At 41.8% G+C, this 23,894-nt stretch carries 24 protein-coding genes; 10 read left to right on the top strand and 14 right to left on the bottom strand.

Annotated elements, in window-relative coordinates; all coding sequences use genetic code 11:
* Positions 1-49: 49 nt before the first annotated feature.
* The 8 genes from MED121_RS14780 (at position 50) to MED121_RS14745 (ending at position 10,244) form a co-directional block, all read left to right on the top strand.
* Positions 50-844 (top strand): response regulator transcription factor, encoded by a 795-nt coding sequence (locus tag MED121_RS14780; protein ID WP_009834532.1) that lies wholly within the window; start codon positions 50-52, stop codon positions 842-844.
* Positions 822-2,315 carry an ATP-binding protein gene (locus MED121_RS14775; protein WP_009834531.1) on the top strand — a complete coding sequence of 498 codons (1,494 nt, stop codon included), beginning with the start codon at positions 822-824 and terminating at the stop codon, positions 2,313-2,315. The genes MED121_RS14780 and MED121_RS14775 overlap by 23 nt, the downstream gene beginning before the upstream one ends.
* Positions 2,316-2,399: 84 nt before the next feature.
* Positions 2,400-2,936, top strand: a complete 537-nt coding sequence (locus MED121_RS14770) for a hypothetical protein (RefSeq protein WP_036180563.1) — start codon at positions 2,400-2,402, stop codon at positions 2,934-2,936.
* 156 nt (positions 2,937-3,092) lie between these two features.
* Positions 3,093-4,817 (top strand): transporter substrate-binding domain-containing protein, encoded by a 1,725-nt coding sequence (locus tag MED121_RS14765; RefSeq protein ID WP_009834529.1) that lies wholly within the window; start codon positions 3,093-3,095, stop codon positions 4,815-4,817.
* Positions 4,814-6,241: a sigma-54 dependent transcriptional regulator gene (locus MED121_RS14760; protein WP_009834528.1), complete on the top strand. Its 1,428-nt coding sequence runs from the start codon at positions 4,814-4,816 to the stop codon at positions 6,239-6,241. Before MED121_RS14765 ends, MED121_RS14760 begins: the two co-directional genes overlap by 4 nt.
* Before the next feature lie 266 nt (positions 6,242-6,507).
* Positions 6,508-7,953 (top strand): aspartate ammonia-lyase, encoded by a 1,446-nt coding sequence (locus MED121_RS14755; protein WP_009834527.1) that lies wholly within the window; start codon positions 6,508-6,510, stop codon positions 7,951-7,953.
* Positions 7,954-8,016: 63 nt separating this feature from the next.
* Positions 8,017-9,273 carry a dicarboxylate/amino acid:cation symporter gene (locus MED121_RS14750; RefSeq protein WP_009834526.1) on the top strand — a complete coding sequence of 419 codons (1,257 nt, stop codon included), beginning with the start codon at positions 8,017-8,019 and terminating at the stop codon, positions 9,271-9,273.
* 167 nt (positions 9,274-9,440) lie between these two features.
* Positions 9,441-10,244 carry a transporter substrate-binding domain-containing protein gene (locus MED121_RS14745; protein ID WP_009834525.1) on the top strand — a complete coding sequence of 268 codons (804 nt, stop codon included), beginning with the start codon at positions 9,441-9,443 and terminating at the stop codon, positions 10,242-10,244.
* Between the two features lie 118 nt (positions 10,245-10,362).
* Here the strand turns inward: MED121_RS14745 and MED121_RS14740 are convergent, their stop codons facing one another.
* From MED121_RS14740 to MED121_RS14730, 3 genes are read right to left on the bottom strand one after another with little or no spacing between them, the layout of a single operon-like run.
* Complete coding sequence (locus tag MED121_RS14740; RefSeq protein ID WP_036180560.1) at positions 10,363-10,749, bottom strand: hypothetical protein; 387 nt, start codon at positions 10,747-10,749, stop codon at positions 10,363-10,365.
* A complete protein-coding gene (gene yidD, locus MED121_RS14735) occupies positions 10,749-10,973 on the bottom strand; it encodes a membrane protein insertion efficiency factor YidD (RefSeq protein ID WP_009834523.1) in 225 nt (74 codons plus the stop codon). Before yidD ends, MED121_RS14740 begins: the two co-directional genes overlap by 1 nt.
* A gap of 1 nt (position 10,974) precedes the next feature.
* On the bottom strand, positions 10,975-11,412 hold the full coding sequence (locus MED121_RS14730; protein ID WP_242603210.1) for a DUF4177 domain-containing protein: 438 nt from the start codon (positions 11,410-11,412) through the stop codon (positions 10,975-10,977).
* Positions 11,413-11,523: 111 nt separating this feature from the next.
* On the opposite strand from MED121_RS14730, the gene MED121_RS14725 reads away from it, so the two are divergent.
* On the top strand, positions 11,524-13,398 hold the full coding sequence (locus tag MED121_RS14725; protein WP_009834521.1) for a methyl-accepting chemotaxis protein: 1,875 nt from the start codon (positions 11,524-11,526) through the stop codon (positions 13,396-13,398).
* A 103-nt stretch (positions 13,399-13,501) separates the two neighbouring features.
* Here MED121_RS14725 and MED121_RS14720 read toward each other — a convergent pair whose 3' ends face one another.
* The 10 genes from MED121_RS14720 to MED121_RS14675 all read right to left on the bottom strand — a co-directional run bounded on the left by MED121_RS14720 (position 13,502) and on the right by MED121_RS14675 (position 22,267).
* Positions 13,502-14,359 (bottom strand): D-amino acid aminotransferase, encoded by an 858-nt coding sequence (locus MED121_RS14720; RefSeq protein WP_036180558.1) that lies wholly within the window; start codon positions 14,357-14,359, stop codon positions 13,502-13,504.
* 64 nt (positions 14,360-14,423) lie between these two features.
* A complete protein-coding gene (locus tag MED121_RS14715; RefSeq protein WP_009834519.1) occupies positions 14,424-15,350 on the bottom strand; it encodes a glutamate cyclase domain-containing protein in 927 nt (308 codons plus the stop codon).
* Positions 15,351-15,352: 2 nt separating this feature from the next.
* Positions 15,353-16,306, bottom strand: coding sequence for a biotin-dependent carboxyltransferase family protein (locus tag MED121_RS14710; protein ID WP_009834518.1), 954 nt, complete (start codon positions 16,304-16,306; stop codon positions 15,353-15,355).
* Positions 16,303-17,040, bottom strand: coding sequence for a 5-oxoprolinase subunit PxpB (gene pxpB, locus MED121_RS14705; RefSeq protein WP_009834517.1), 738 nt, complete (start codon positions 17,038-17,040; stop codon positions 16,303-16,305). Before pxpB ends, MED121_RS14710 begins: the two co-directional genes overlap by 4 nt.
* A complete protein-coding gene (locus MED121_RS14700) occupies positions 17,040-17,768 on the bottom strand; it encodes a 5-oxoprolinase subunit PxpA (protein WP_009834516.1) in 729 nt (242 codons plus the stop codon). The genes pxpB and MED121_RS14700 overlap by 1 nt, the downstream gene beginning before the upstream one ends.
* A 7-nt stretch (positions 17,769-17,775) precedes the next feature.
* Positions 17,776-18,564: a putative hydro-lyase gene (locus MED121_RS14695; RefSeq protein ID WP_207382825.1), complete on the bottom strand. Its 789-nt coding sequence runs from the start codon at positions 18,562-18,564 to the stop codon at positions 17,776-17,778.
* Between the two features lie 312 nt (positions 18,565-18,876).
* Positions 18,877-19,383: a winged helix DNA-binding protein gene (locus tag MED121_RS14690; protein WP_009834514.1), complete on the bottom strand. Its 507-nt coding sequence runs from the start codon at positions 19,381-19,383 to the stop codon at positions 18,877-18,879.
* A gap of 3 nt (positions 19,384-19,386) precedes the next feature.
* Positions 19,387-20,694 (bottom strand): TRAP transporter large permease subunit, encoded by a 1,308-nt coding sequence (locus MED121_RS14685; RefSeq protein ID WP_009834513.1) that lies wholly within the window; start codon positions 20,692-20,694, stop codon positions 19,387-19,389.
* On the bottom strand, positions 20,694-21,230 hold the full coding sequence (locus MED121_RS14680) for a TRAP transporter small permease (protein WP_009834512.1): 537 nt from the start codon (positions 21,228-21,230) through the stop codon (positions 20,694-20,696). Before MED121_RS14680 ends, MED121_RS14685 begins: the two co-directional genes overlap by 1 nt.
* Before the next feature lie 68 nt (positions 21,231-21,298).
* Positions 21,299-22,267, bottom strand: a complete 969-nt coding sequence (locus tag MED121_RS14675) for a TRAP transporter substrate-binding protein (RefSeq protein WP_009834511.1) — start codon at positions 22,265-22,267, stop codon at positions 21,299-21,301.
* Positions 22,268-22,634: 367 nt separating this feature from the next.
* Here MED121_RS14675 and MED121_RS14670 point away from each other — a divergent pair, with 367 nt between their 5' ends.
* Complete coding sequence (locus tag MED121_RS14670; protein WP_009834510.1) at positions 22,635-23,069, top strand: VOC family protein; 435 nt, start codon at positions 22,635-22,637, stop codon at positions 23,067-23,069.
* Positions 23,070-23,103: 34 nt separating this feature from the next.
* On the opposite strand, the gene MED121_RS14665 is transcribed toward MED121_RS14670, so the two are convergent.
* Positions 23,104-23,892 (bottom strand): aspartate/glutamate racemase family protein, encoded by a 789-nt coding sequence (locus MED121_RS14665; RefSeq protein ID WP_009834509.1) that lies wholly within the window; start codon positions 23,890-23,892, stop codon positions 23,104-23,106.
* Positions 23,893-23,894: the final 2 nt, after the last annotated feature.

The following is a 23,894-nucleotide window of genomic DNA, read 5'->3' as shown; positions in this document are numbered from 1 at the left end:
CCGCAACTCCTTTAAAGCAGACGAACATCAATATAAATAGAAGAGATGTATGACTCGATCTAAAACGGTATTTGTCGTCGATGACGATGCAGAAATTCGCAATTTATTGAAAACATATTTAGAAAAACATCAATTTAATGTTCGTACTGCCGATTCAGGCGAGTCCTTTTTAGCAGACTTTGAACAGGATTCGGCCGCTGACCTGATCATTTTAGATATCATGCTCCCCGGTGAAGACGGCTTCTCAGTATGCCGCTCTCTGCGCATGAAATCCCTTGTACCTGTTATCATGCTCACCGCAAACTCAGACGAAATGGATCGCATCATTGGTTTAGAAATTGGCGCGGATGATTATCTAGCCAAACCTTTTAACCCAAGAGAGCTATTGGCCAGAATGAAAGCCATTTTTCGCCGAATTGAACAGATTGCTCTTAGCCAAGAAGTGAGCACAGAGGGTCAGCAGGAATCACAAGAGACTCATCAAAAACACAGCCCATCTTTACAACGTCGCTTTAGCTTTGCTGACTTTTGTCTAGATGCCCTCTCGCGTGAACTTAGTCATCAAGATGGCACCAAGTGCGCTCTTTCTGGTGCTGACTATAATCTGCTTATGTTATTTTTAAATAACCCTGGCACAGTATTAAGCCGTGAGTATATTGCTGAAAATACCCGTGGCAGAGATAGCGCGCCCTTAGATAGGTTTATCGATGTGCACATTAGCCGTTTGCGACAGCGCTTAAATGAAGATGCAAGACATCCTCAATTAATTAAAACCATTCGCGGTGAAGGTTACATCCTCACTGTCGATGTAGATTGCCAAGATGCAAACTCAGTTGCGCAATAACACTCCGTTTAAAAATAAGGTGAAGCATGGACTTCACCGTATTCGACGCTTGCATCATTCTTTAACAGGCCAAATTTTGATTATTCTGGCCTTGGGTGTCACAGCAGCTCAGTTATTCAGTTCCACCATTTGGCTCAAACAATTAGCCGCGGATGCAGAACAAAATGTCAGAGAAGTGGCACAACCCATGGCGTTTCGAGTCGCCTCAACGATTAGCTACTTTTCATCATTACCGCAAAATTATCGTCATATTGTGATCGACCAATTACAAGAAATGGGAGGCACACGATTCTTTGTAACCGTCAATAACGAAGAGATCTTAATCAATGAGTTAGAAGAGTCTCCCCTACAAAATATTGTGATTGAAGAATTCCGTAATACCTTGGCAAAACAATTAGGCATCACTAATCCTAAAATTGCCTTTTCAAGCCCAGATGATTTACATGTCATTAATAACCACACACGTTTATCCGATTTACCTGAGCGCTGGGGCCATCACAGTTTATTGGTTAAGCCCCTAACCCCCCCTATTTTAGTCATACAAATCCCGATCAATGAAAAAGACTGGCTTTATTTAGCCACCTTGATGCCTGACCCTTATTTCTTAGATGACAGTTCGCCAATTTCCAACGATAAACTCTTCTCTCTCGCCATTTCCATCATGACGGTTTTGTTATTGAGTTTTTTAATTATTCGTCGTGTCACTAAACCTTTAGCTAAGCTTGCACGAGCCGCAGAATCCTTTGGCCAAGGAGATTACCAACCGGTAGAAGAGGTGGGCAGTGAAGAGATACGCAATACAGCGCATGCCTTTAATGCCATGCAAACTCGCATTCAGCGCTACCTAGATGATAGAGAACGTCTTTTTGCTTCTATTTCTCACGATCTTAAAACCCCTATTACACGCTTACGCCTAAGAGCAGAAATGGTGGACGAAGAAGATACTCGTGAAGCCATGGTGCGCGATTTAGAAGATCTGGATATGCTGGTAAAAGGTGCACTGCAAAGCGTAAAAGAAACAGATATTCATGAAAATCGCGTTGAGATTAACATTTTAAAAATGCTCAAAGATTTGCAAAACAGTGCTCATTTAGCCCAAAGAGACATGCAGCTAAGCGGCGAACTGAATCAAGCCTATGTTGGCAAGCCTTTGGCCATTAAACGCTGCCTGACCAACTTAATTGATAACGGTTTGTACTATGGTGACAGGGTTAAAGTTGAGCTCGATAATGATGATGAGTTAGTCACTATCCGTATTTTGGACGAAGGACCCGGTATTCCAAGCGAAAAAATGGAGAAGGTATTTCAGCCCTATACCCGCCTTACGATTAAACATGCCAATCACCCAAGCGGTATGGGTCTTGGCTTAAGTATCGCCCGTAATATTGCTCGCGCCCATGGGGGGGAAGTGCATTTAATTAATCGTCCAGAAGGTGGTTTAGAAGCCAAGCTTATTCTGCCTCTTCATTAACTTGAACTAGAACCCCTGTTCCCTGTTCTCCAATGTCAGTCTATACTCTGTAGGTACTTTGTTATCTATGGCAGGGCTTTCACCATGTGGATATTCCTCTTCTTCCTATTTTTGGTTTTTGCTTTCTATTTTATTCAAAGGCAAAACTTCAAAAAAAATACAGATAAGCCTCTAGCACCTCCTACAAACGCCAAAAAAGAGCAAACTCATTCAGTCGTAACGGATGTGGAGCACGTTGACACCAAGACTGAAACACAGACACCCCAAGGTGAAGAACCAGAGAACATTGAAAAAAATGACATCAATTCAAGTATTGTAGAAACAGAATTTGATGAAAAAATGTTAGATTATCAAGGGCAATTAGAAGAGCTTAAAAAACAGTTTGAAATTATTAAAGAGTGGCAACTTTATGATTCACAAGCAGCACTTCTCTGGCATAAAAACAATCCTATCATCACAGTGTTATGTTTAACAAAATTCAAAAAAGAAAAACCTAATAGCCTGATTTATAAAACCTTTTATTTCAACACTGATGTTTGGTCATGGCATGGCCCTAGCCCAAAAGGTGCCGCGTCAGAAATTAAAAACGAATTGTCTCGCTATTTTAAAGAAATCACCTAGATCAGAAACACTGCACGTATTTGTCATTATTTATACCCATACCTAAAAGTCTTAAACATCAGTAAAAAAGAAAATAAGCGCTAGCTTAAATAACTCACATTCCCTTACTATCATGACTCTAATGACAGCTCTTTCCGCAACGTTTGTTGAAAAAAAATGCTAACACTTTTACCAAAATCGACTCTAATACGAACAAAAAACTTGCTTAATAAAGCGCTTCAAAAAGTTTACTTTTTGGTTTTTTTAAGCCTTTTTTCAAGTACAGCCTTTGCCAATCAAGACATCATTCGTATCGGTGGCGACCTTGATTACCCTCCCTATGAGTTCCTCAATAGTCAGGGAGAACCCGATGGCTATAACACTGAGCTGACGTTGGCGATTGCTGAAGTAATGGGGATGAAAGTGGAGTTTGTCTTTGATAGCTGGAGCAGTGTTCGCCAGCAACTAGACCGCCAAGAGATAGATATTCTCCAGGGGATGGTATATTCCGATATGCGCGCAAAGACCTTGTCATTCTCCCCCTCTCACGCCCTAATCACCCAATCTATTTTTACTCGCCAAGGCCTGCCCCTGATCAGTAATCTTAACCTCTTTAATGGCCAAGACTTGGTAGTGCAAGACCAAGGTATTATGCATGACTACCTCGTTGAGAATAAGGTCAATGCCAATCTCGTGCTGGTTGAGACCCACGCAGATGCCTTGCGTTTAGTCGCTTCTGGCGCGAATGATTATGCCTTGGTAGCCAATTTGCCAGGCCTTTATTTAGGTAAGGAGCTAGCACTTTCTAATTTAAGATCGATTACTCAACCCTACGGAACCCAAAGGTATGGCTATGCTGCCTTGCAAAAAAATGAAAACTTGATCGCCAAATTTAGTGAAGGCATGGCCATTTTAAAAAATACCGGACGCCAGCAAGAAATCTATGATAAATGGCTAGGACCCTTAAGTAACCAAGGGCCAGATTGGAAATTAATTGGCCAATTTACCCTCATTGTTTCTTCTCTTTTATTGTTGTTTTTAGGGGGCTCGCTAATCTGGAACCGTATGCTCTCTAGAGAAGTATCTAAACGCACTCAAAGGGTAGAACTTCAGCAACAGCAATTAATCCAAGCCGATAAAATGGCCTCTTTAGGGGTATTAGTATCTGGTGTTGCCCATGAAATTAATAACCCCTGTAGCTTAATGCTACTCAACCTCCCAACCATTCAAGAAGTACACCGGGATTTAGAGGAGATCTTAGAAGACTACTACCAAAGCCAAGGCGAGTTTTATCTGGCCGGTATTGAATATTCCATCATTCGCGATGAGTTACCTAAGATGCTTAATGACATGATGAGTGGTAGCCAGCGTATCAGCCGAATCGTAAATGATTTACGGGATTTTGGCCGCCAAGAAAATATCGAGCTCACAGAACATGTGGATATTAATCAGTTGGTTTCAACCTCCTACCGTTTAATTGAACAAACCGTACGCAACTATAGCGATAACATCAGTATTCAATATGAAGACAATCTTCCCAGCTTTTTAGGCAGCGCCCAGCGCATTGAACAGGTCATCATTAATCTCATTCTTAATGCCGCTCAATCATTAACATCCAAAGATAAAAGCATTGAAATCCGCACCTTCATGGATAGCACAAAAGGCCAATTGGTGTTGGAGATTAAAGATCAGGGCTGCGGTATCGCCATTGAAAACTTAAAACGACTTGAAGATCCATTTTTCACGACTAAAAGAGATCAAGGCGGAACAGGACTGGGGCTTTCAATATCGTCCAATATTGTCAGCGAACATGGGGGGAAACTTAGCTTCAAGTCCGAACTAAATAAAGGTACTAAGGTGAGCTTAACGCTTCCAATATTTAATCAGAAGGCACATGCATGAGTAATAATATTTACCCAAACTTTGGCATTTTATTGGTCGATGATGAGGACTCCTTCTTACGTAGCTTATCCATGACACTTAAACGTCGCGGTGGCATTAATCACCTTTACCAGTGTAATGACAGTCGCAAGGTGCTTAGCATGCTAGAGCAGCACCCAATCGAACTTGTACTGCTAGATTTAAATATGCCCAACGTAATGGGAATGTCATTATTAGAGCAAATATTAGAGTCTCATCCCAATGTCAGCGTCATTATCATTAGCGGCATGAACCAAATTGAAATCGCAATGCAATGCATTCGATTAGGTGCGTTAGATTATTTTGTTAAAACCACTGACGAGAATCATTTGATTGAAGGTATCAAGCGCACCATTCGAACCATAGAAATGCGCTTTGAGAATCATAGCCTACGTTCTCGATTTTTTAATGACACCTTAGAACACCCAGAAGTCTTCGAGACTATCTTGACTCAAGATAAGAATATGCGCTCTATTTTCCAATACTTAGAAGCCATTGCAGCCAGTAATCAACCTATCATGATCAATGGTGAAAGTGGTGTAGGTAAAGAGCTTATCGCCCAAGCTATTCACAAACTAAGCAATAAGTCTGGCCCTATCATCAGTGTTAACGTTGCAGGGTTAGACGACAACATGTTCTCTGACACCTTGTTTGGACATAGTCGCGGGGCTTTCTCAGGTGCAGAAAAAGCCCGAGCGGGCATGATAGAGCAAGCTAATGGCGGCACTTTATTTTTAGACGAAATAGGAGATCTAAGCCTGATGTCTCAGGTGAAGTTACTGCGCCTATTACAAGAAGGTGAATACTATCCATTAGGTAGCGACCACCCTAAACGCCTCAATGCACGAGTTGTCGTTGCAACGCATCAGGATTTAACGCAAAAACAAGAAGCAGGTGAATTTAGGAAAGACCTCTACTATCGTTTGCAAACCCACCAAGTCAGCATTCCACCTTTGCGCCAACGCCATGGGGATATTGCGATTTTATTGGACCTTTTTTTAGAAGAAGCAGCAACCGAACTCAATAAAACCAAACCAGCAATTCCAAAAGAGCTGCCTGTTTTATTATCTAATTATGCCTTTCCTGGCAATGTACGTGAATTAAGAGCGCTGGCTTTTAAAGCTATGGGGTTACATCGCAGCAAGATGTTATCGATGGACTCTTTTAAAGAACTCATCAGCCCTAAGGATTTATCGCAAGCATGGTCAGATGATACAGAAGAACAAACTTGTATCAGTTTTAATCCAGAGCAAAGCTTGCCTTCTCTTACCGAGGTTGGAGACTTATTAATTGATGAAGCGATGCAAAGAGCAAAAGGCAATCAATCCATTGCCTCTCGTTTAATAGGTATTTCGCAACCCGCACTAAGCAAACGCATTAAAAAGGCAAATAATACCGCTGATTAGCGCCTTATTAACCCCCTATAACCTAGGTTATTTCTATAACCTAGGAAAAGCCTCTAACCCATTGAAAAATATAAATTTTTAAAATATTCCCTAAAAACTTATTCCTCCAGTTATACCCCTTCATTTTCTTAGATTATTTTTTCCTCTTTATTTTCAATAAGTTAAAGCAGTTTAAAAATTGGCCCTCGAATTGCAATCTAGTTCACTAATCAAACAAAGAAACCCTTGGTTTGATCGCAAATAGTCATGCTATCAATGAGAACAAGATGCAAACACCAGAGACAACGCAATCAATGCGTAAAGAGAAAGATTTATTAGGCGAACTTGAAGTCCCTAACAGCGCTTACTACGGCATTCAAACTCGCCGTGCCTGTGAGAACTTTGATTTATCAGGTATTCCCATTAATCATTTTCCTGAACTCGTGAATGCATTGGCCTATGTAAAACTGGCCTGCGCTAATACCAATAATCAGCTTGGACTACTTTCAGATAAAAAAGCTCAAACGATAGAAGCAGCCGCCAATAAAATTATACAAGGTCATCACCATGAAGACTTTGTGGTCGACATGATTCAGGGTGGGGCTGGTACTTCTACCAATATGAACGCCAATGAAGTGATCGCTAACATTGGCCTTGAGCTCATGGGTAAGGAGAAGGGAAACTATACTCATCTTCATCCAAATAATGACATCAATCAATCCCAGTCCACCAATGATGTTTATCCCACCGCCGTTCGTCTCTCCATTATTTTATTGCATAGTCAGCTCGTTGAAGCACTTACGTCTTTACGCGATACCTTTAGCAATAAAGCACTAGAGTTTAACGACATCATTAAGATGGGCCGTACTCAGCTACAAGACGCTGTGCCTATGACCTTAGGGCAAGAGTTTCAGTCTTTTTCCAGTACACTAAATGAAGATATTCAACGCATTGCTGATCTTTCACAGCTTTTGAAAGAGGTGAATCTTGGTGGTACCGCAATCGGTACTGGTATTAATACGAACTCAGATTATGCCCCTCTAGCGGTAAAAGAACTGGCCAAACTAACAGGCATTGATTTTATTCTTGCCACAGATCTAATCGAAGCAAGCTCAGACATGGGCGCCTTTGTCCTTTTTTCTAGCATGTTAAAGCGCCTTGCAGTGAAGCTTTCTAAGATCTCCAACGACCTACGTTTATTGAGCATGGGTCCTCGTTGCGGTCTTGCCGAAATTCAGCTCCCCGCCGCTCAGCCTGGCAGCTCTATTATGCCTGGCAAAATAAACCCCGTTATTCCAGAAGCCATGAATCAGGTGGCCTACCAAGTTATCGGCAATGACCTTGCCATTACCTTCGCCGCAGAAGCTGGCCAGCTTCAACTTAATGCTATGGAGCCCTTAATTGCCTACAAGGTGCTTGAGTCTATTCGCCTGCTAACGAAATCCATGGGCATGCTAGAAACGCTATGTATCCAAGGTATTACAGCGAATGAAGAAAGATGCCAAGAACTGGTGAATAACAGCATTGGCATTATCACGGCCATTGCACCAACTCTGGGCTACGAAACGGCAACCCGAGTTGCTAAGCAAGCACTAGCCACTGGTCGCAGCGTGCTAGAGCTGGTGTTAGAAGAAAATCTCATGGATGAAAAAGAGCTTAAAACCTGCTTACAACCACAGAACATGGTTAAGCCTAAACATAGGGAAGCACAAGCCTCTCAAAACCAAATATAACAATAACTTAAATAAGACCGAGCCTATTAAAAGGCGTAAATCTAATTATAAAAAGGTAATCACATGTCTATATCTCAAGCACAAAGCCCGGCTAAGCCAGGTCTAGCCCTATGGCATAAAATTCTTATCGGTATGGTGCTAGGCGTAATCGCTGGCGCTATCTTAGGCCCTAACGCCGAAGTACTTAAACCCATAGGTACCCTCTTCATTAATGCCATCAAAATGTTGATTGTGCCATTAATCTTCTGTTCATTGGTTGTTGGTGTGACTTCATTAGAAGACACGCGCAAAATGGGCCGTATTGGTATGAAGTCTGTTGCCCTTTACCTAGGTACAACAGCCGTTGCTATTACCATAGGTTTAACACTAGCCGCCGTCTTCATGCCTGGTGCAGGCCTTAATATGGCTGTTGAAGCGGGTGCTGCGACAGGTAAAGATGCACCGCCATTAGTGCAAACCTTACTTAACATCATTCCTAAAAACCCAATTAATGCGTTAGCGTCTGGCAACATATTGCAGATTATCGCTTTTGCGATTGGTTTAGGTATTGCTCTGACATTAGTGGGCGAGAAAGCTAAGCCAGCGATTGCCGTATTCGATAGCCTAGCGGAAGCTATGTACAAGCTTACCGAAATGGTTATGAAACTAGCGCCATACGGTGTATTCGGTCTTATGGCATGGGTTGCAGGTAAATATGGTCTTGAGATTTTATTGCCTCTAATCAAGCTAGTTGCACTGGTTTACATTGGCTGTATTTTGCATGTTGTGGTCGTGTACTCAGGCATCATCACTACTATCGGTGGCCTAAGCCCAGTACGTTACTTAAAAGGGGTGCTTAACCCTGCGGCCGTTGCTTTTACCACAACAAGTAGCTCAGGTACCTTGCCAGCAACTATCAAGGCTGCTCGTGAAGAGCTTGGTGTGTCTAAAGGCATTTCGAGTTTTGTTCTGCCACTTGGCGCAACCATCAATATGGATGGTACTGCCCTTTATCAAGGTGTATGTGCCCTCTTCATTGCCCAAGCATTCGGTATTGATTTAACGACCTCTGATTACCTACTTATCATAATGACATCAACCTTAGCCTCTATCGGTACCGCGGGTGTACCAGGTGCTGGTTTGATCATGTTATCGCTTGTTTTAACCACTGTTGGTTTACCTATCGAAGGCCTAGCCATTGTTGCAGGTATCGACCGTATCCTAGATATGGCACGTACTAGCGTCAATGTCTGTGGTGACATGATGGTCTCTGCCATTGTTGGTAAGAGTGAAGGCGAGCTAGATACTGCTATCTATAACAAAGAAAGCCGTATCAGCTAACTTTTTCACAGTTATACATTTCACAATGCAAGCAAGTTTTGGGAGATCTAACAAAGCCACCGTTAGATCCCCCTTTTTTTAATCTTTTATACACATCTCATTTTTATCGCTTTTTTGCTCGTCTTTTTATCGTCCGTCTTTTTATAAGTAATAAGCAGGAAAATATCATGAAGAAAATAACGACCATAAGCTCCATTCTCATCAGCCTTATTGGCTTCTCCTCAGTGACCCATGCCGATGACTTAGCAGACATCAAAGCCAAAGGGACGCTTGTGGTAGCGGTAAAAGCTGACTACAAACCCTACGGTTATCGTAATGATCAAGGTGAAATAGTGGGGTTGGAGATCGACCTTGCACAAAATGTCGCCGAGCGCTTAGGGGTATCCCTAGAACTGGTTCCAGCGCAGAGCAGTAATCGTATGCAATTTTTAATTGATGGCAAGGTAGATTTATTGATTGCCACCATGAGTGACAAACCTGAACGCCGCGAGCTTGTGTATATTGCTGACCAAGCTTATTACTCTTCTGGCAGTAATATCATTGCTAAAAAGTCGAGCCAATATACCAGCTGGGGAGATTTAAATGGCCAAAAAGTCTGTGGTATCAAAGGGGCTTTTTATAACCAAGAGACCGAAACCACTTTTGGCGCAACCATAGTGCCTTTCGGCAGTTCTGAAGAGTCTTTAGCGGCGTTAAAGCAAGGAAAGTGTAATGCCTTTGTTTACGATGACTCCTTCATTGCAGGCAAGCTTAATGATCCTCAATGGTCACAAGATTATGAAATGCCACTGCCGACGATCAACGATAACCCTTGGGGACTAGCAGTTAGGCTAGGAGAAGATAACTTCCATGCGTTTATGAATAGCACCATTATAGATTGGCATAAAAGTGGTTTTATCCTTGAGCTTGAAAGTAAGTATGGTCTTAAAAACACGCCATTTGCATTGGGCATGAATGGGCTATATCAATAGACTTAAATTAAAAAAACGAGTTAGAAGTGTCTTCTAACTCGTTTTCTATCAGCCCTATGATGGGCTTCATTCAAGATTCCTTTAAACACTTACCTTTCAGGCATGGCTTTTATAAGGTCTATTTTTTAAATTTTTGATAAATGTCTTTTGATACTTGATAGTTATATTGCCTCACAATTTTTTGTGAGAAGAATAGCTGAGGTAACTCATATAAGACTAATGCAAGCAGGATAAACAGCGCTTGATCAAAGCCCAAAAGCCAACCAGCAATACTCGTCATGAGTAACATAAACTCAATAATAAATAACACGTATTTTCCTAAGTAAATATGGTGAAAGCCTCCAAGAAAGAACCAATTCAGAGAAGCGTAAGTATCTGGATCCTTTATTGCACCTAGCTGAGTTTTATAAAAAAGCTTTTTATTAGCTGCACTTAACTCAGACACCAACTGCATCAACTGAGTTTCTTTTTCTTCAATCTCAACAATAGGCTCAAACATTTTCACTAAGGGATCTCATCTTGCATCTTGTTAACTAAATCAGGGTGATTGCAGCGCCGAATTCTGGCAAGGCCTAATCTCCACCCTTTTAATGCACCATATTTAATAATGCATTGCTTGGTATATTCAGAGCAACTCGGTTCAAAGTTACACTCAATATTAAGCAGCTTTTTAGACCCGCCATTTGCTTGATAGTAGCGAATCAAACGTAACGATAAAGACTTTAGCACCTTATCGTCCTAGAGTAACAACCAGTGCTTCTCGCTTCCAGAAAAGCATAAAGCGTTTCTTTTCAATCACTTGAAAAACAACCTGCCAACCATCTTGCGCATACATATTGAACTCTGATTCTATCTTTTGCACAGGCAATCCACTTGCCCCAAGTATAATAGTGCCACAGCCGCCTTCAACAATATGGACTACCTTGTACTCGCTAAATTTTTCCATTTTTAATCGCCTATCCTTTAAATAATCATATAAATAAATGTCTTTAGATTGAGCAAATCTAGAGAAGGAAAAGATCTCCAGCATGGCTTTCACCAATATCTTCTCGTCATCCGTTAAGGCAAAAATCAAACCAAGTTGACAAAAAAAGACTATCGGCCTGAATTCAAGCATCAAAAGGTTTTCATCATATAAATCAAGCAAGAAGTGGCCTGATTCAAGCAAAAAGTCGCCAAATATAAAGCCCGCGTTTAGCAAGGTTAAAGCGAGATAATCAGCATTCTGGGAGATTTAAACTAAGCTTATAGATTAACTGTCTCAAGGAAGGGGAGTAAAATGAGTATTAAGCAGAAGTGTCTTCTTATCTGTATCCTGATTGTTGTCGCTGTCTTAATTTTATTGGGATTAGACTTCTATAAAATTAATAAAATTAGCACCTTTAATCAGGTCAAAACTAAGTTAGATCAATTGAAAATTAGTACTTTAGAGCTAAGACGAAGTGAAAAGGATTTTCTCTCTCGTAAAGATCTAACCTATCTTGAAAAGTTTAATCATGAATTCCTCATCACTAATCAAAATATTGAAGACTTAACCCAAGCAGTTAATAACGCCAAAATACAAACCAATGATATCGCCGTATTAACCCAAGCCTTTAGCCAATATCAACAACTTTTTAACCAATTAGTTGCCGTACAAGAACGCATTGGACTCTCTCCAACACAAGGCTTATATGGCAAACTCCGAGAAGCCGTCCATCAAGCTGAAGCCTCACTTGCCAGCACAAATTCCTATACCCTATTAACGCAATTACTGCAATTAAGACGAAATGAAAAAGATTTTCTCTTACGAAGCGATGTTAAATACCTCACTCGATTCAATCAAAACTACAAACAGTTTTATGACGTGTTAGAGCAAAGTTCACTGACTTTATCCCAACAACAATCTATTCGTTCTAGCATGCAGATTTATGGTAATACTTTCGAACAAGCTTCTAATAGCTTGATTGAAAAAGGCTTAAGTGAAAAAACAGGGGCTCGTGGTGCCATGCGTAAGTCAGTCCATGCAACAGAAACCGCCATGGCGCAGTTAACCGAGCAACTTGAAACTAACATAGCTAAAGAAATAGGCAGTATTGATTCTCTCATTGTCACCACTCGCATTATTGCTTTCATTATTTCCGCCCTATTACTCAGTGCAATGGGCTGGATAGTCCGCAGTATTTTATTACCCCTTAAACAGCTTTCTTCCAGCATCACCAAAGCAAAAGAAGACAATGATCTCACCATGAGAATTCAAATTAGTTCCAATGATGAAATTGGTGCAGCGGCAAAAACATTCAACGCCATGATGGAACAATTCCAAGGCATTATCATTAAAATCTCAGGGGCGGCAGGTAATGTATCGGCAGCAACGGAGGAAATGTCTTCAACCGCATTACAAAGCAACCTTAGTAGCCAACAGCAAGAATTAAAAATTCAACATTTAAGCCAAGAAATGCAATCCATGAAGTCCATGATTTATCAAACTCATGAAAATGTTGCTAATGCGGCATTACTCGTAAATGAGGTAAATCAGGAATGTGTCAATGGAAAAGTCATAGTCAATAACGCGAGCAACACCATGAAAACACTGGCCAGTAGTGTCGAAAACACAGCAGGAACGATTGATAAGGTCGAAGTAGATTCTAATCGTATTGGCTCAGTACTGGACGTCATTCGTGACATTGCAGATCAAACAAATTTATTAGCACTCAATGCGGCTATTGAGGCTGCTCGGGCTGGAGAACAAGGCAGAGGGTTTGCCGTAGTTGCCGATGAGGTTCGAACTTTGGCAGGTAGAACGCAAGAGTCTACCCAAGAAATTCAAGAAATGACGCAATCCCTGCAAGACGCTTCCCATGGTGCCGTCTCCTTAATCCATGAAAGCCATAATAAAACCCAAAACAGTGTGGCAGAAACCTCTCAGGTCACAGGAGCGCTCTCTAGCATTATTGATTCTGTTGAGAAAATCACCCAAATGAACCAGAGCATTGAAAGCGCCTCAGACCAACAAAAACAAGTCACAGATGAAGTAAATACCAGCATGTTAGAAATAGCGCAATCAGCCAAAGAGTCGACGATTAGCTCAATGTCGATAGCTGAAACCAGTAATGACCTTGCTGAGTTAGCGGTTGATCTTCAATCCATTGCCACTCAATTTAAAACCTCGTAGGTTGTTTATTAAACCTATGAAACCCTCTTTAATTTGAGCCTGACTTGAGCAAAAAAAACCGCAGCCTTGGCTGCGGTTTTTCGATATACCAGCTTTAGGGAGACTAGTATTCGAACTTGTGCGCTGTGTACAATTTAAAAGCCGCTTCCCAAACTGGGCCCACTTCACCATTGCCTACCGCTTCACCATCAATACGCGTAACAGGAGCAAGTTCTTTTGATGAACTTGTTACCCAAATCTCATCAGCATTGCGGACTTCTTCCATTGAAATGTCACGCACTTCAACCGGAATAGAGCCGTCTTTTTCAAGCACTAACAGGATAATTTTACGGGTAATACCAGGTAAAATTTGATTGTCTTGAATCGGTGTAATTACCTTACCGTCTTTCACGATAAAGGCATTCGAAGAACTCGCTTCCGTTAGATTACCTTGCTCGTTATAAAGTAAGATTTCATCATTGCCACCTTCATAACCTTGTTGGAAATGCAGCACATTACCTAACAAAGCCGTCGATTTAATTTGGCAGCGCTGCCAGCGTAAATCTTGAGTCGTCGCCACAGAGAAACCTTTTGCAGTGGCAGCATTTGCTTCCGCAGCAGGTTTAATGGGATTTGCCATAGCAAAAATAGTTGGGGTAACACCTTCTGGAAAAGCATGATAGCGCTTTACATCTGCTCCACGGCTTATCTGTAGATAAATACCTTGGTTACCACCACCATTTTTCGCCATCACACCTTCAATAATTTCTTTCCAATCATTCAGGGTAAGGCTGGATTCAATACCAATTGCTGCCATGCCATCAAACATACGCTGCATATGAGGCTCTAGACCAACGGTTTTCCCATCATAAGACGGGATCACTTCATAAATACCATCACCAAACAAAAAGCCGCGATCAAGTGGCGAAATTTTCGCGTCTTCGATTGGCATAAACTGACCATTAAGATAAACAATGCTCATTTTGAATCCTCTATTATCTCTGTCTTTAATCTCTAATCTTGTTTTGCTATCAGCTCCATTGAGCTCAGGCAAAACCAGTCATTTGTCTTAGCTTAAGTATCAGTTCATCACCGGCACTGGCATCAAGTCCATCTTCCGTTAACTGATTCAAGCGGGTTACACCATCCACACTGCCTAAATTAGACAGATATTGTAGAATTTTGAGAGGTTGAATTTCCCCTAATAAGTCCCTTTCTTCCATTTGGCCTAATAATGCAATCAGACCATAACCACCCCAATTAGAAACATCGGCGATGACTAATTCATCACACTTGGTTGAAGCTGGCACTATATTTAAATTTTCTAAGGCCGCGGTCACATTTCCCATACCGATTTCATTGCCCCCATCTCCAATTGCGATGGTTGGGCATTCACACTCCAACATAAAGCTATCAAAGCAGGCAGTACGGGCACTGATATCTTCACCACGCATATTGTAATAACCACCATCGGCAGCCATTCCAGGTCGTTCAATGGACAACAAAAGTTGTGGTTGCCATTTGGCCAGTGCGTTTTTTGCTTCCGCTAATCTATCGTGTGAAGTACCTAGGGTAAGGGGCTCAACACGATACTCTTTTGCAATGGCATCAGACAAAGGAGGGCCACACACTATGACAGGTTTAGCACCCAGTTTTTCTAGAGCATCATAAAGTGCAATCGCACCCACAGGGCCATCGGTTTCAAACGTATCAGTCACAGGAAAACCTGTACCAATAAAAATACAGCCTTGTGTGGTTGCGACATCCGCTAAAAGACAAGCCGCTCTTAGACTATAACCTGGTTTCAGGGCTGGCTTAACTTCAGCCATCCCCCTTAAGTTACGCTCAACTAACAGCGTTTCTAAGGCATAGCTTGTTTCTTCAATTGACCCCATAGTTCGGTCTCCTAACTCTTTTAAATCAAAGACATGGCTACCTGAAGTCAAATCAAATTCTCGGCTTGATTTTCTCACGGCTAGTCCAGCTTAAGTAGTTGAATATTAGACTCTTTATACTTTTGAATCTGATTTATGCCATGGGCATCTTCAATCGAAATAGGTTCAAAACGTAACTTTTTACCCTGCGTTAACTGGGCGAGCTTAGCAGTATCACGGGCCATCACTGAGCCTATTTTGGGATAACCGCCAATGGTTTGCCTGTCATTTAATAGCACTATAGGTTGACCATCTGCCGGTACTTGAATGGCACCATGACAGATTCCCTCAGATAACATGCTAGTGGCACTAGAACGTATTTGAGGCCCTAACATGCGATACCCCATTCGGTCAGCTCTTTCACTCACAGTATATTCACTGCTAAAAAAAGAGGCTTTATCAACAGGGCTAAAGCTGGCTTCTTGATAGCCTAATACTGTGTGTAATATGCACTCAGTGTCATAATTTGGAATGGCGAGTCTTGGCATAGCAAGTAAGCTAATCGCCTTCGCTTGATGGACTGATAAGGTGTCTTTTTTGGCTAACCCTTTACCTGAAGATTCCGTTCCCGTTAGGCCGCCAATACCTTCGCGAACGACGGTAGACGTACTGCCAAATTGTGGCTCTACATCAAACCCACCCGCTACAGCTAAATAAATACGAGCACCTTGGCTTGCAAAGCCTAACTTAATTTTATCACCTGCTTTTATGCTCAAGGTTTGCCACATTGCCTGATCTTGATTATTCACTTTCAAATCGACAACCGCACCTGTCACCGCAATAAAGGTATCTGCCATGGCTTCTAGTTGCAGACCACCTATCGTGACTTCAATGACAGTGGCATTTGCTTCATTTTGACATAATCGATTAGCCCAACGAAAAGCAAAAGGGTCCATAGGACCACCAACCGTCAAGCCAATATTATGCTGCCCATATCGTCCTGTATCCTGTAGCAAAGACATCACACCAGGGTTAATTACATTAAATGGGCTCATAACTCGCCCCCCATCGCAATAAAATCTGCTTTAGAAATCGGCTCGAACTTAATTCTGTCACCGGTTGTCATGGGCATACTGGGGGTTTTATTTACATCAAACATAGGCACAGGACACATACCAATCAGATTCCAGCCACCAGGGGAGACAGAAGGGTAAACCGCGGTTTGTCGATCGGCAATCGCAACGGCGCCTTTTGGTACTGCTTTTCTTGGCGTTGCAAGTCTTGGCGCAGCAAGACGTTCATCCAGCTCACCAAGATAGGCAAAGCCAGGCGCAAAACCTATGGCATAAACACGGTATTCTTGTTGATGATGTAACGCGATAATTTCCGCAGTGGTTAAGTCTTTCGCTCGCGCTAAGTCTTCCAAGTCAGGGCCTGATTCCACATCATAATAAACAGGTAAAATAATCTGATTCCCTGCTTGTGCTTGGGCATCCTCTTCTTGCATTGCTGCTTGGCGAATGCTTTCTAACACCAGGTTACGAGCCTGATAAAACTCAAGCTGATTATCATCAAAAACAACCAATAACGAAGCATAGGAAGGCACAAGATCAATCAAGACATTACCCACAAGCCCAGACAGTGCTTGGGTTGCCGCTTGAATTTGCGCAGCAACCTGCGCATCTGTTTGTTCAGCAAAATACAATATAAAGGCTTGTTCACCCGCCACTTTTAAACGCAAATGCGACAACATTTGCGTTGAAGCCTGTGGCGTTACTAGAGTATTCATTACGCGATCAACTCCCGGATAGCCGCAATTGCTCGCACGCCTTCCTCATTATCACCATGAACACACAGGGTATCTACGTCTAGTTTTAGGGTATGACCACTCACACTGGTAACACAACCTTCGCTCACTAATTGCTGCACTTGAGCTAACATACGCTCACGATTATGCACAGCACCTGCTTTTGCGCGGGATAACAAACGACCATCATCGTCATAACATCGATCGGCAAAGGCCTCAAAGCTCACCTCAATATCTGCCGCTTTGGCCTCTTCCCTGTGTTGTGCACTTTCAGGTGTTGCCTGCAGCACTAAACGTACAGGTTTATAAAAACTCGCGACGGCTTGCATGATAGAAGCACGTACTGAATCTTTGCTCATCATGTCGTTGTACAAAGCACCGTGGGGCTTTACATAAGTCATTTTAGATCCGTGACTTTGCGCCATGCCATCCAAAGCGGCCATTTGATATTGCATCAAACCAACAATCTCATCGTGAGAGCAGTTCATACTACGACGGCCAAAACCGACTAGATCTGGATAGCCTGGGTGTGCTCCGACCTCTACATCATTTGCAACAGCAAGTGCTAAGGTTTTTGTCATCCACACAGGATCACCAGCATGAAAACCACAGGCGATATTTGCCTGATCTAAAAATGGCATTGCCTGCTCATCAAAGCCCATTTTCCAAGAACCAAAACTTTCACCTAAATCACAGTTTAATTTCATCATGGTCTCCTTAAAGAATGGACAAAGCGCTGTTGCGAATATCAGTTACCAACATGCAACCCGGGCTATGGGTAATGCAAAATGGTGGTTTAGCTTGTTCTAATGCCACTTGTGGAGTCACACCACAAGCCCAGAACACAGGCACTTCGCCTTCTTTGATAGTGACAGCATCACCAAAATCAGGGGTATTAATGTCTTTAATGCCTATCATCTCAGGCTGGCCAAAATGTAATGGTGCGCCATGTACTGAAGGAAAACGGCTACAGATCTGAATCGCACGAATAGCATCTTTAGGCACCATAGGGCGCATGCTAACCACAGTCGTACCAGAAAAAGGTCCCGCAGACTGACATTCAATATTGGTACGGTACATAGGTACATTGACATTTTCAGTGATATTTCTCACTTCAAGGCCGTCGGCAATCAAAGGTTCTTCAAATGAAAATGAGCAACCCAACACAAAGGTCACAAGGTCGTCCTGCCAAACATCTGAGATATCACTGACTTCTTGTTTAAACTGACCATCACGAAAAATTTTGTAGCTTGAAACATCGCTGCGAATATCAACATTTTCACCCACACTTGGCAGCAAAAAATCACCTGGATTTTCCGACATACCCACAATAGGACACGCCTTAGGATTTAACGTCGCAAATTTCAAGAAATCATCTGCCCATGCTTTTGGCAGAATAACAATGTTTCCTTGAACATAGCCCGAGGCTAACCCAGATGTGTTTTTCCCCCACTGACCCGATCGAATTTGATCGCGAACTTGTACTGGGGTGGATTGTGCATTCAATGACATACAAACACCTTAAAATTGTGATGAACGAATGTTGATTTAGGGCAACATTCTTATAAGAAAGACACGCTGTCAAACAAGTTTTTTTCAATAGTGAATATCACTATAAAAATAGATATTTAAAGACTAAACATCTTTAAAAATATTTTATAGAAGATAAAAAAACCTACCTTTTAATATCTGACAGTTTAGTCAACTAAAACAAAAAGAAATAAAAAAAGGCTGACAGGCAAGCCTGGCAACCTTTATTTGGCAGCAAGATAACAGCCAGTTTTATTTATCTGTTAAATAAAGTCTTATCTAACCATTTCACAAAGACGCTGCCGCCCTCGATGCTTGATCATAAAGACTCGACAGAGCACGTAAATGCTCCGCCATTTCCGATAACTTCTCCGGCGAAAAGTTAAAGTTTTTCAGTGAATCTGTTAGGCAATCTTCTCGCACATCTCGATAGGTTTCACAGAAAGTGCGACCTTGCTCACTGGTGCGATAAAACATCTCCTTGCCTATTTTCTCCCCCTGAACGAGGTCACGCTTCAACAGTTTCTTTAATGAATAATTCACTGTATGAGCATCTTCCACATTCAGTACAAAGCAGATATCTGCTAAACGTTTTGCTCTTTCCCTATGATTCACATGATGTACCACTAAAATATCCAGCGGTGTTAGATCTACCGCGCCTGCACTTTTAGCACAATGCTGCATCCAACGATTAAAAGCACTATTGGCAATAATCAGTCCGAATTCATATTCACTTAACGACGCCCCTTTTTCCGAGGCTAGATGTGAAGAAGAGACAATACGTTTATCAGGCATGCTTTATTTTCCGCTCATATTAGTAGGTAAGAAGGTTACGATTTCTGGAAACCATGTTATCAAAACTACAGCCAATAAAATTAACAAGAAGAAGGGTAATGACGCTCGCGCTACATATAAGATATTTTTCCCAGTTAAAGCTTGTATGACAAAGAGATTAAAGCCCACCGGGGGAGTTATCTGGGACATTTCTACCACCAGCACGATATAAATACCAAACCAAAGTAAATCAATGCCAGCTTGCTGAACCATAGGCAAAACAACTGCAGTCGTTAATACAACCACCGAAATACCATCCAGGAAACAACCTAGAATCACAAACAAAATCGTTAAGTAAATTAACAACTCAGTCGGTGATAGTGTCATGGCAGAAATCCACAAAGCCAATGACTTAGGTATACCTAAAAAGCCCATTGCCAAAGTTAAGAAGTGAGCACCAGCAAGTATCAAACCTATCATACAAGAGCTTTTCACTGCGCCAAGCAAACTATCAACAAAGCTCTTACGGTTCAAAGCCTTAGACAAAACAGCAAGAAACAATGCACCCACAACACCCAAGGCGGCAGCCTCAGAAGGCGTGGTCACACCACCATAAATCGAACCCAATACGAAGACGATTAACGCTACGATAGGTAAGAGTTTACGCAGAGCGATGATTTTTTCAGGCCAAGAAATCTTAGTACCATCATGAGCAGGTAATTCATTACGATTAAGTTTGGCCCAAATCATGGTATAACCCATGAACAAGCTCACTAATAAAAGGCCAGGTAAGGCCCCTGCAATAAACAAACGACCGATGGAAACTTCCGCTGCTACACCATATACAATCAAGATAATTGAAGGCGGAATCAGCAAGCCTAGAGTACCAGAGCCCGCTAAGGTACCAATTGCCATGCGTTCACTGTAACCACGCTCTTTAAGCTCAGGTAGCGTCATACGCCCTATGGTCGCCGCCGTCGCCGCAGAAGAACCAGAAACCGCCGCAAAAATACCGCAACTAAGCACGTTCACATGCAGTAACTTACCTGGCAAGCCATTCAATAAAGGCGATAAGCCCTTAAATAAGTCTTCTGATAATCGGGTTCGAAACAGGATTTCTCCCATCCAAATAAACAAAGGCAAAGCCGTTAATGACCAAGATGTTGTAGCACCCCAGCTTGATGTCGCATAAAGCAGACCAATTTGATCATTGCCAGATAGCAACAATCCAAGCACACCCACACCAATAAGAGATAAAGCAACCCAAATACCACAGGCCAGCATTAGCAACATGGCAGCGGCAAGGGTAATTGATAAAGTAATCGTATCCATTAGACCTCACCTCCTAAGTCATTATCCAAACTTAACTCATCTTCTTCATGCTGTAGATACTTAGGTTTTTTACCCAACAACATGCAAACCAAGTCATCAGCGATCGCAATAGCGAACATAATAGAGCCTATAGCAACAGGCACTTGCGGCATCCAAAGCGGAATCGGAATATAGCCGTAAGACACTTCTTCAAACACATAGGATTCCCATGCTAGGTGCACCATATAAAAAGCCATAAAAGCAGACAGCAAGGTACCAAAGATAAGAATTGCGCCCTCTTGTAAGCGACGTATTTTAGGAGGTAGGGCTTTTATCGCTAAGCTAACGCGAATATGGCCACCTTCGTGAAAGGTGTAGGCCAAGCCAAAAAATGTCGCTGCTGCCAAACTATAAACAGCAAAATCTTCAGCAGAGGGAACAATAAAGCCGAATAAACGACCAATCACTTGAGCAACTATCAAGAGGGTAATCATCAGAATACTGAAGCCTGATAAATAACCTGATACTAGATAGGTATTATTTAATAGTTTACGCATAACCAAAACCTTCAAAAACGACCCCTTTACCCGTGGGAGGAAAAGGCAAAGAGGTCTATAAAACTAAATTACTGTTGATAGTTTTCTAACAAAGTTTTGATTTCGGAGCCAGATTCATCCAACCACTCTTGGGTCATAATTTTACCAATCGCATTGAATTCATTTGCCAATTCAGCGGTTGGTGTTGATACAGCAATGCCATTTTTAGCCAAGCTATCTGTGTCTTGCTTAGCATTAATACGCACCTGTTCCCAGCCTTGCTTTTCAACTTTTGCAGCAGCGTCCATGATGATCTTTTGCACATCTTTATCAAGACGTTTGAAAGAACGCATATTGACCACAACCATGTTTTTTGGAATCCAAGCTTGGATATCGTTGTAATGACTTAAATAATCCCATGCTTGACCATTTACACCTGTCGTTGGTGACGTGATCATGGCATCGATAATACCGGTACTAAACGCTTGAGGAATTTCAGGCACCTGAATAGTCGTTGGCGTGGTATCCATCAAATCAGCAAGGCGTGAGGTTGATGGGCTATAAGCACGCATTCTTGAACCTTCTATATCAGAAAGGCTGTTAATGGCTTTCTTGGTATAAAGACCTTGTGCTGGCCAAGCCACTGTATACAAGAGTTTCATACCTTCTTTTTTCAGCTGCTTTTCCATCTCAGGTTTCGCGGCTTGCCAAAGTTTTTCAGCATCATCAAAGTTGGTTGCTAAGAAAGGAATATTGTCGTGTTTAAACACAGGGTGGGTATTGCCCATGATACCAATGAAGATTTCCCCCATTTGCACTTGACCCGTTTTTACCGCACGTGGAATTTCTGTGTGTTTCACTAAAGAAGCACCTGAGTGAACTGTTATATTCAGGTCACCATCGGTATTTTGTTTAATTTCTTCAGCAAATTGATAAGCAAGTTTTGTTGGCAGGTTTGCATCACCATAAGGGGTTGGCATGTGCCATTGTGCAGCATTTACGCTAGATAAAAGGCCACCAAATACAATAGATGTTGTAAGCAAGGTTTTTTTAAGCATCTTGTTTCTCCGTTATTATAATTTATGATCAGGCAAGTATTTCACCTCTCATAAAATTGATTAAGACATAAACAATAACAATTCGCCAACGTTTTGCCCGCGTTACACGCAAAAATCATAACAACTATTAAGTCAATAAAACCATAAATAAAACATTTTATAGTTTATTATTCTAATTATTTTTATTTTTTTAGTTTTATTAATATAAGGCGGCTTTAATACAAAGTTTTTACAACCTATTTTCAATTTTCTAAAGTGGAATTCACTTTCATAAGATTTCCCCCCATACTGTTTACCAAGCACACTGTCTTACAAACAAACCAGAGGTCAACAAGGTCGCTGGCAAGATTCAGCATAGGAGAAATTCATGAAATTAACCCCATTTCATCTTGCGGTTCCCGTTCGAGATATAGACGAAGCCAGAGACTTTTACGGCACTAAACTGGGTTTTGCAGAAGGCCGTAGTACAGATCAATGGATCGACTTTAATATGTTTGGTCATCAAGTGGTGACGCACCTTAACCCCAACATAGGCAAAGACGGCAAAGTACAAAGTATGCATAACCATGTTGATGGTCATGGGGTCCCTGTGCCCCACTTTGGCGTGGTGATGGAGTTTGATGACTGGGAAAAATTCGCCGATAAAGTCAGTGGTTTTATTGATGCCTTTCTCATTGAGCCCTATGTCAGATTTAAAGGCGAAATCGGAGAGCAAGGCACTATGTTCTTCTGTGACCCTTCGGGTAATGCCCTCGAATTTAAAGCCTTTAGAGATATCGAAAACGAACTTTTTGCCAAGTAAACCTGAAATAAAGAGGCTTATTCGATTCATTGATTTAAGCCTCTTCACCCATATTTCCTGAAGGTAATTTACACTGAAATAAGCGACCATAGCCTTGCACCTCTTGCGTCACAGCCATCAAATTGAGAGCGTGCCATGCCAAGGCTTGATTGCTAGACACTACGGGTAAATTTAGCGCCTGCTCAATTTCTTCAATCACATCAGTCGCTCTTAATGCGGTACAAGACAAAAACAATGCTTCTGCTTCTGGGTGAGCATACTGTTTAGCTGCCGCAACAATGGCCTGCGGGTCTATCCGCGTAATATCCGCATCATCACCTTGATTAAAACCAGCAATGTTTAACACCTGATAACCTTTACTACTAAAAAAGTCAGCAATGCTTTCATTTACAGCACGAGAATATGGGGTAATCACAGAGATTTTTTTCACCCCTAAAGCAGCGAAAGAAGCGACGGCAGCAGTCACAGGGTTAGTGACTTTAGCACTGGGTTTTATCGCTTTGATCTTTGCAGCTAACTTTTCCTCTCCTATTGCGGCGGCCCCAGAAGAGCAGCCAAAAATCACAAGGTCTAAGGCTTTACCTGGCAATATGTCACCCACCACTCTATCTAGGTCTTGCGCCATTGCTTTAAGATTTTCTGTATTCACAGGATCATTAAAGCGAATACGGTTCGTTAACATAGCAAGATTAAATGGGCCTAAAATCTGACGTAAGCTATCTTCGATCAAATGGTCTGTTCTTAGGGCAACAAGGCCAATTTTGCGGTTAACAAAATAATCACTTTTGTGAAAGTCTGCGTCTATTTCAGCAATATCTAGCATAA

This window comes from Marinomonas sp. MED121 (genome assembly GCF_000153025.1).
GTDB lineage: Bacteria > Pseudomonadota > Gammaproteobacteria > Pseudomonadales > Marinomonadaceae > Marinomonas.
This window is presented reverse-complemented; position numbering and strand designations above follow the sequence as displayed.

Coding starts and splice junctions, on each gene's coding strand:
- MED121_RS14760 (WP_009834528.1), top strand. CDS start 4,814: ATGAGTAATAATATTTACCCAAACTTTGGCATTTTATTGGTCGATGAT.
- MED121_RS14690 (WP_009834514.1), bottom strand. CDS start 19,383: ATGCCTGATAAACGTATTGTCTCTTCTTCACATCTAGCCTCGGAAAAA.
- MED121_RS14700 (WP_009834516.1), bottom strand. CDS start 17,768: ATGATGAAATTAAACTGTGATTTAGGTGAAAGTTTTGGTTCTTGGAAA.
- MED121_RS14780 (WP_009834532.1), top strand. CDS start 50: ATGACTCGATCTAAAACGGTATTTGTCGTCGATGACGATGCAGAAATT.
- pxpB (WP_009834517.1), bottom strand. CDS start 17,040: ATGAATACTCTAGTAACGCCACAGGCTTCAACGCAAATGTTGTCGCAT.
- MED121_RS14670 (WP_009834510.1), top strand. CDS start 22,635: ATGAAATTAACCCCATTTCATCTTGCGGTTCCCGTTCGAGATATAGAC.
- MED121_RS14755 (WP_009834527.1), top strand. CDS start 6,508: ATGCAAACACCAGAGACAACGCAATCAATGCGTAAAGAGAAAGATTTA.
- MED121_RS14685 (WP_009834513.1), bottom strand. CDS start 20,694: ATGGATACGATTACTTTATCAATTACCCTTGCCGCTGCCATGTTGCTA.
- MED121_RS14665 (WP_009834509.1), bottom strand. CDS start 23,892: ATGCTAGATATTGCTGAAATAGACGCAGACTTTCACAAAAGTGATTAT.
- MED121_RS14720 (WP_036180558.1), bottom strand. CDS start 14,359: ATGAGCATTGTTTATCTTAATGGTCAGTTTATGCCAATCGAAGACGCG.
- MED121_RS14775 (WP_009834531.1), top strand. CDS start 822: ATGCAAACTCAGTTGCGCAATAACACTCCGTTTAAAAATAAGGTGAAG.
- MED121_RS14725 (WP_009834521.1), top strand. CDS start 11,524: ATGAGTATTAAGCAGAAGTGTCTTCTTATCTGTATCCTGATTGTTGTC.
- MED121_RS14750 (WP_009834526.1), top strand. CDS start 8,017: ATGTCTATATCTCAAGCACAAAGCCCGGCTAAGCCAGGTCTAGCCCTA.
- MED121_RS14745 (WP_009834525.1), top strand. CDS start 9,441: ATGAAGAAAATAACGACCATAAGCTCCATTCTCATCAGCCTTATTGGC.
- MED121_RS14770 (WP_036180563.1), top strand. CDS start 2,400: ATGTGGATATTCCTCTTCTTCCTATTTTTGGTTTTTGCTTTCTATTTT.
- MED121_RS14675 (WP_009834511.1), bottom strand. CDS start 22,267: ATGCTTAAAAAAACCTTGCTTACAACATCTATTGTATTTGGTGGCCTT.
- MED121_RS14680 (WP_009834512.1), bottom strand. CDS start 21,230: ATGCGTAAACTATTAAATAATACCTATCTAGTATCAGGTTATTTATCA.
- MED121_RS14765 (WP_009834529.1), top strand. CDS start 3,093: ATGCTAACACTTTTACCAAAATCGACTCTAATACGAACAAAAAACTTG.
- MED121_RS14710 (WP_009834518.1), bottom strand. CDS start 16,306: ATGAGCCCATTTAATGTAATTAACCCTGGTGTGATGTCTTTGCTACAG.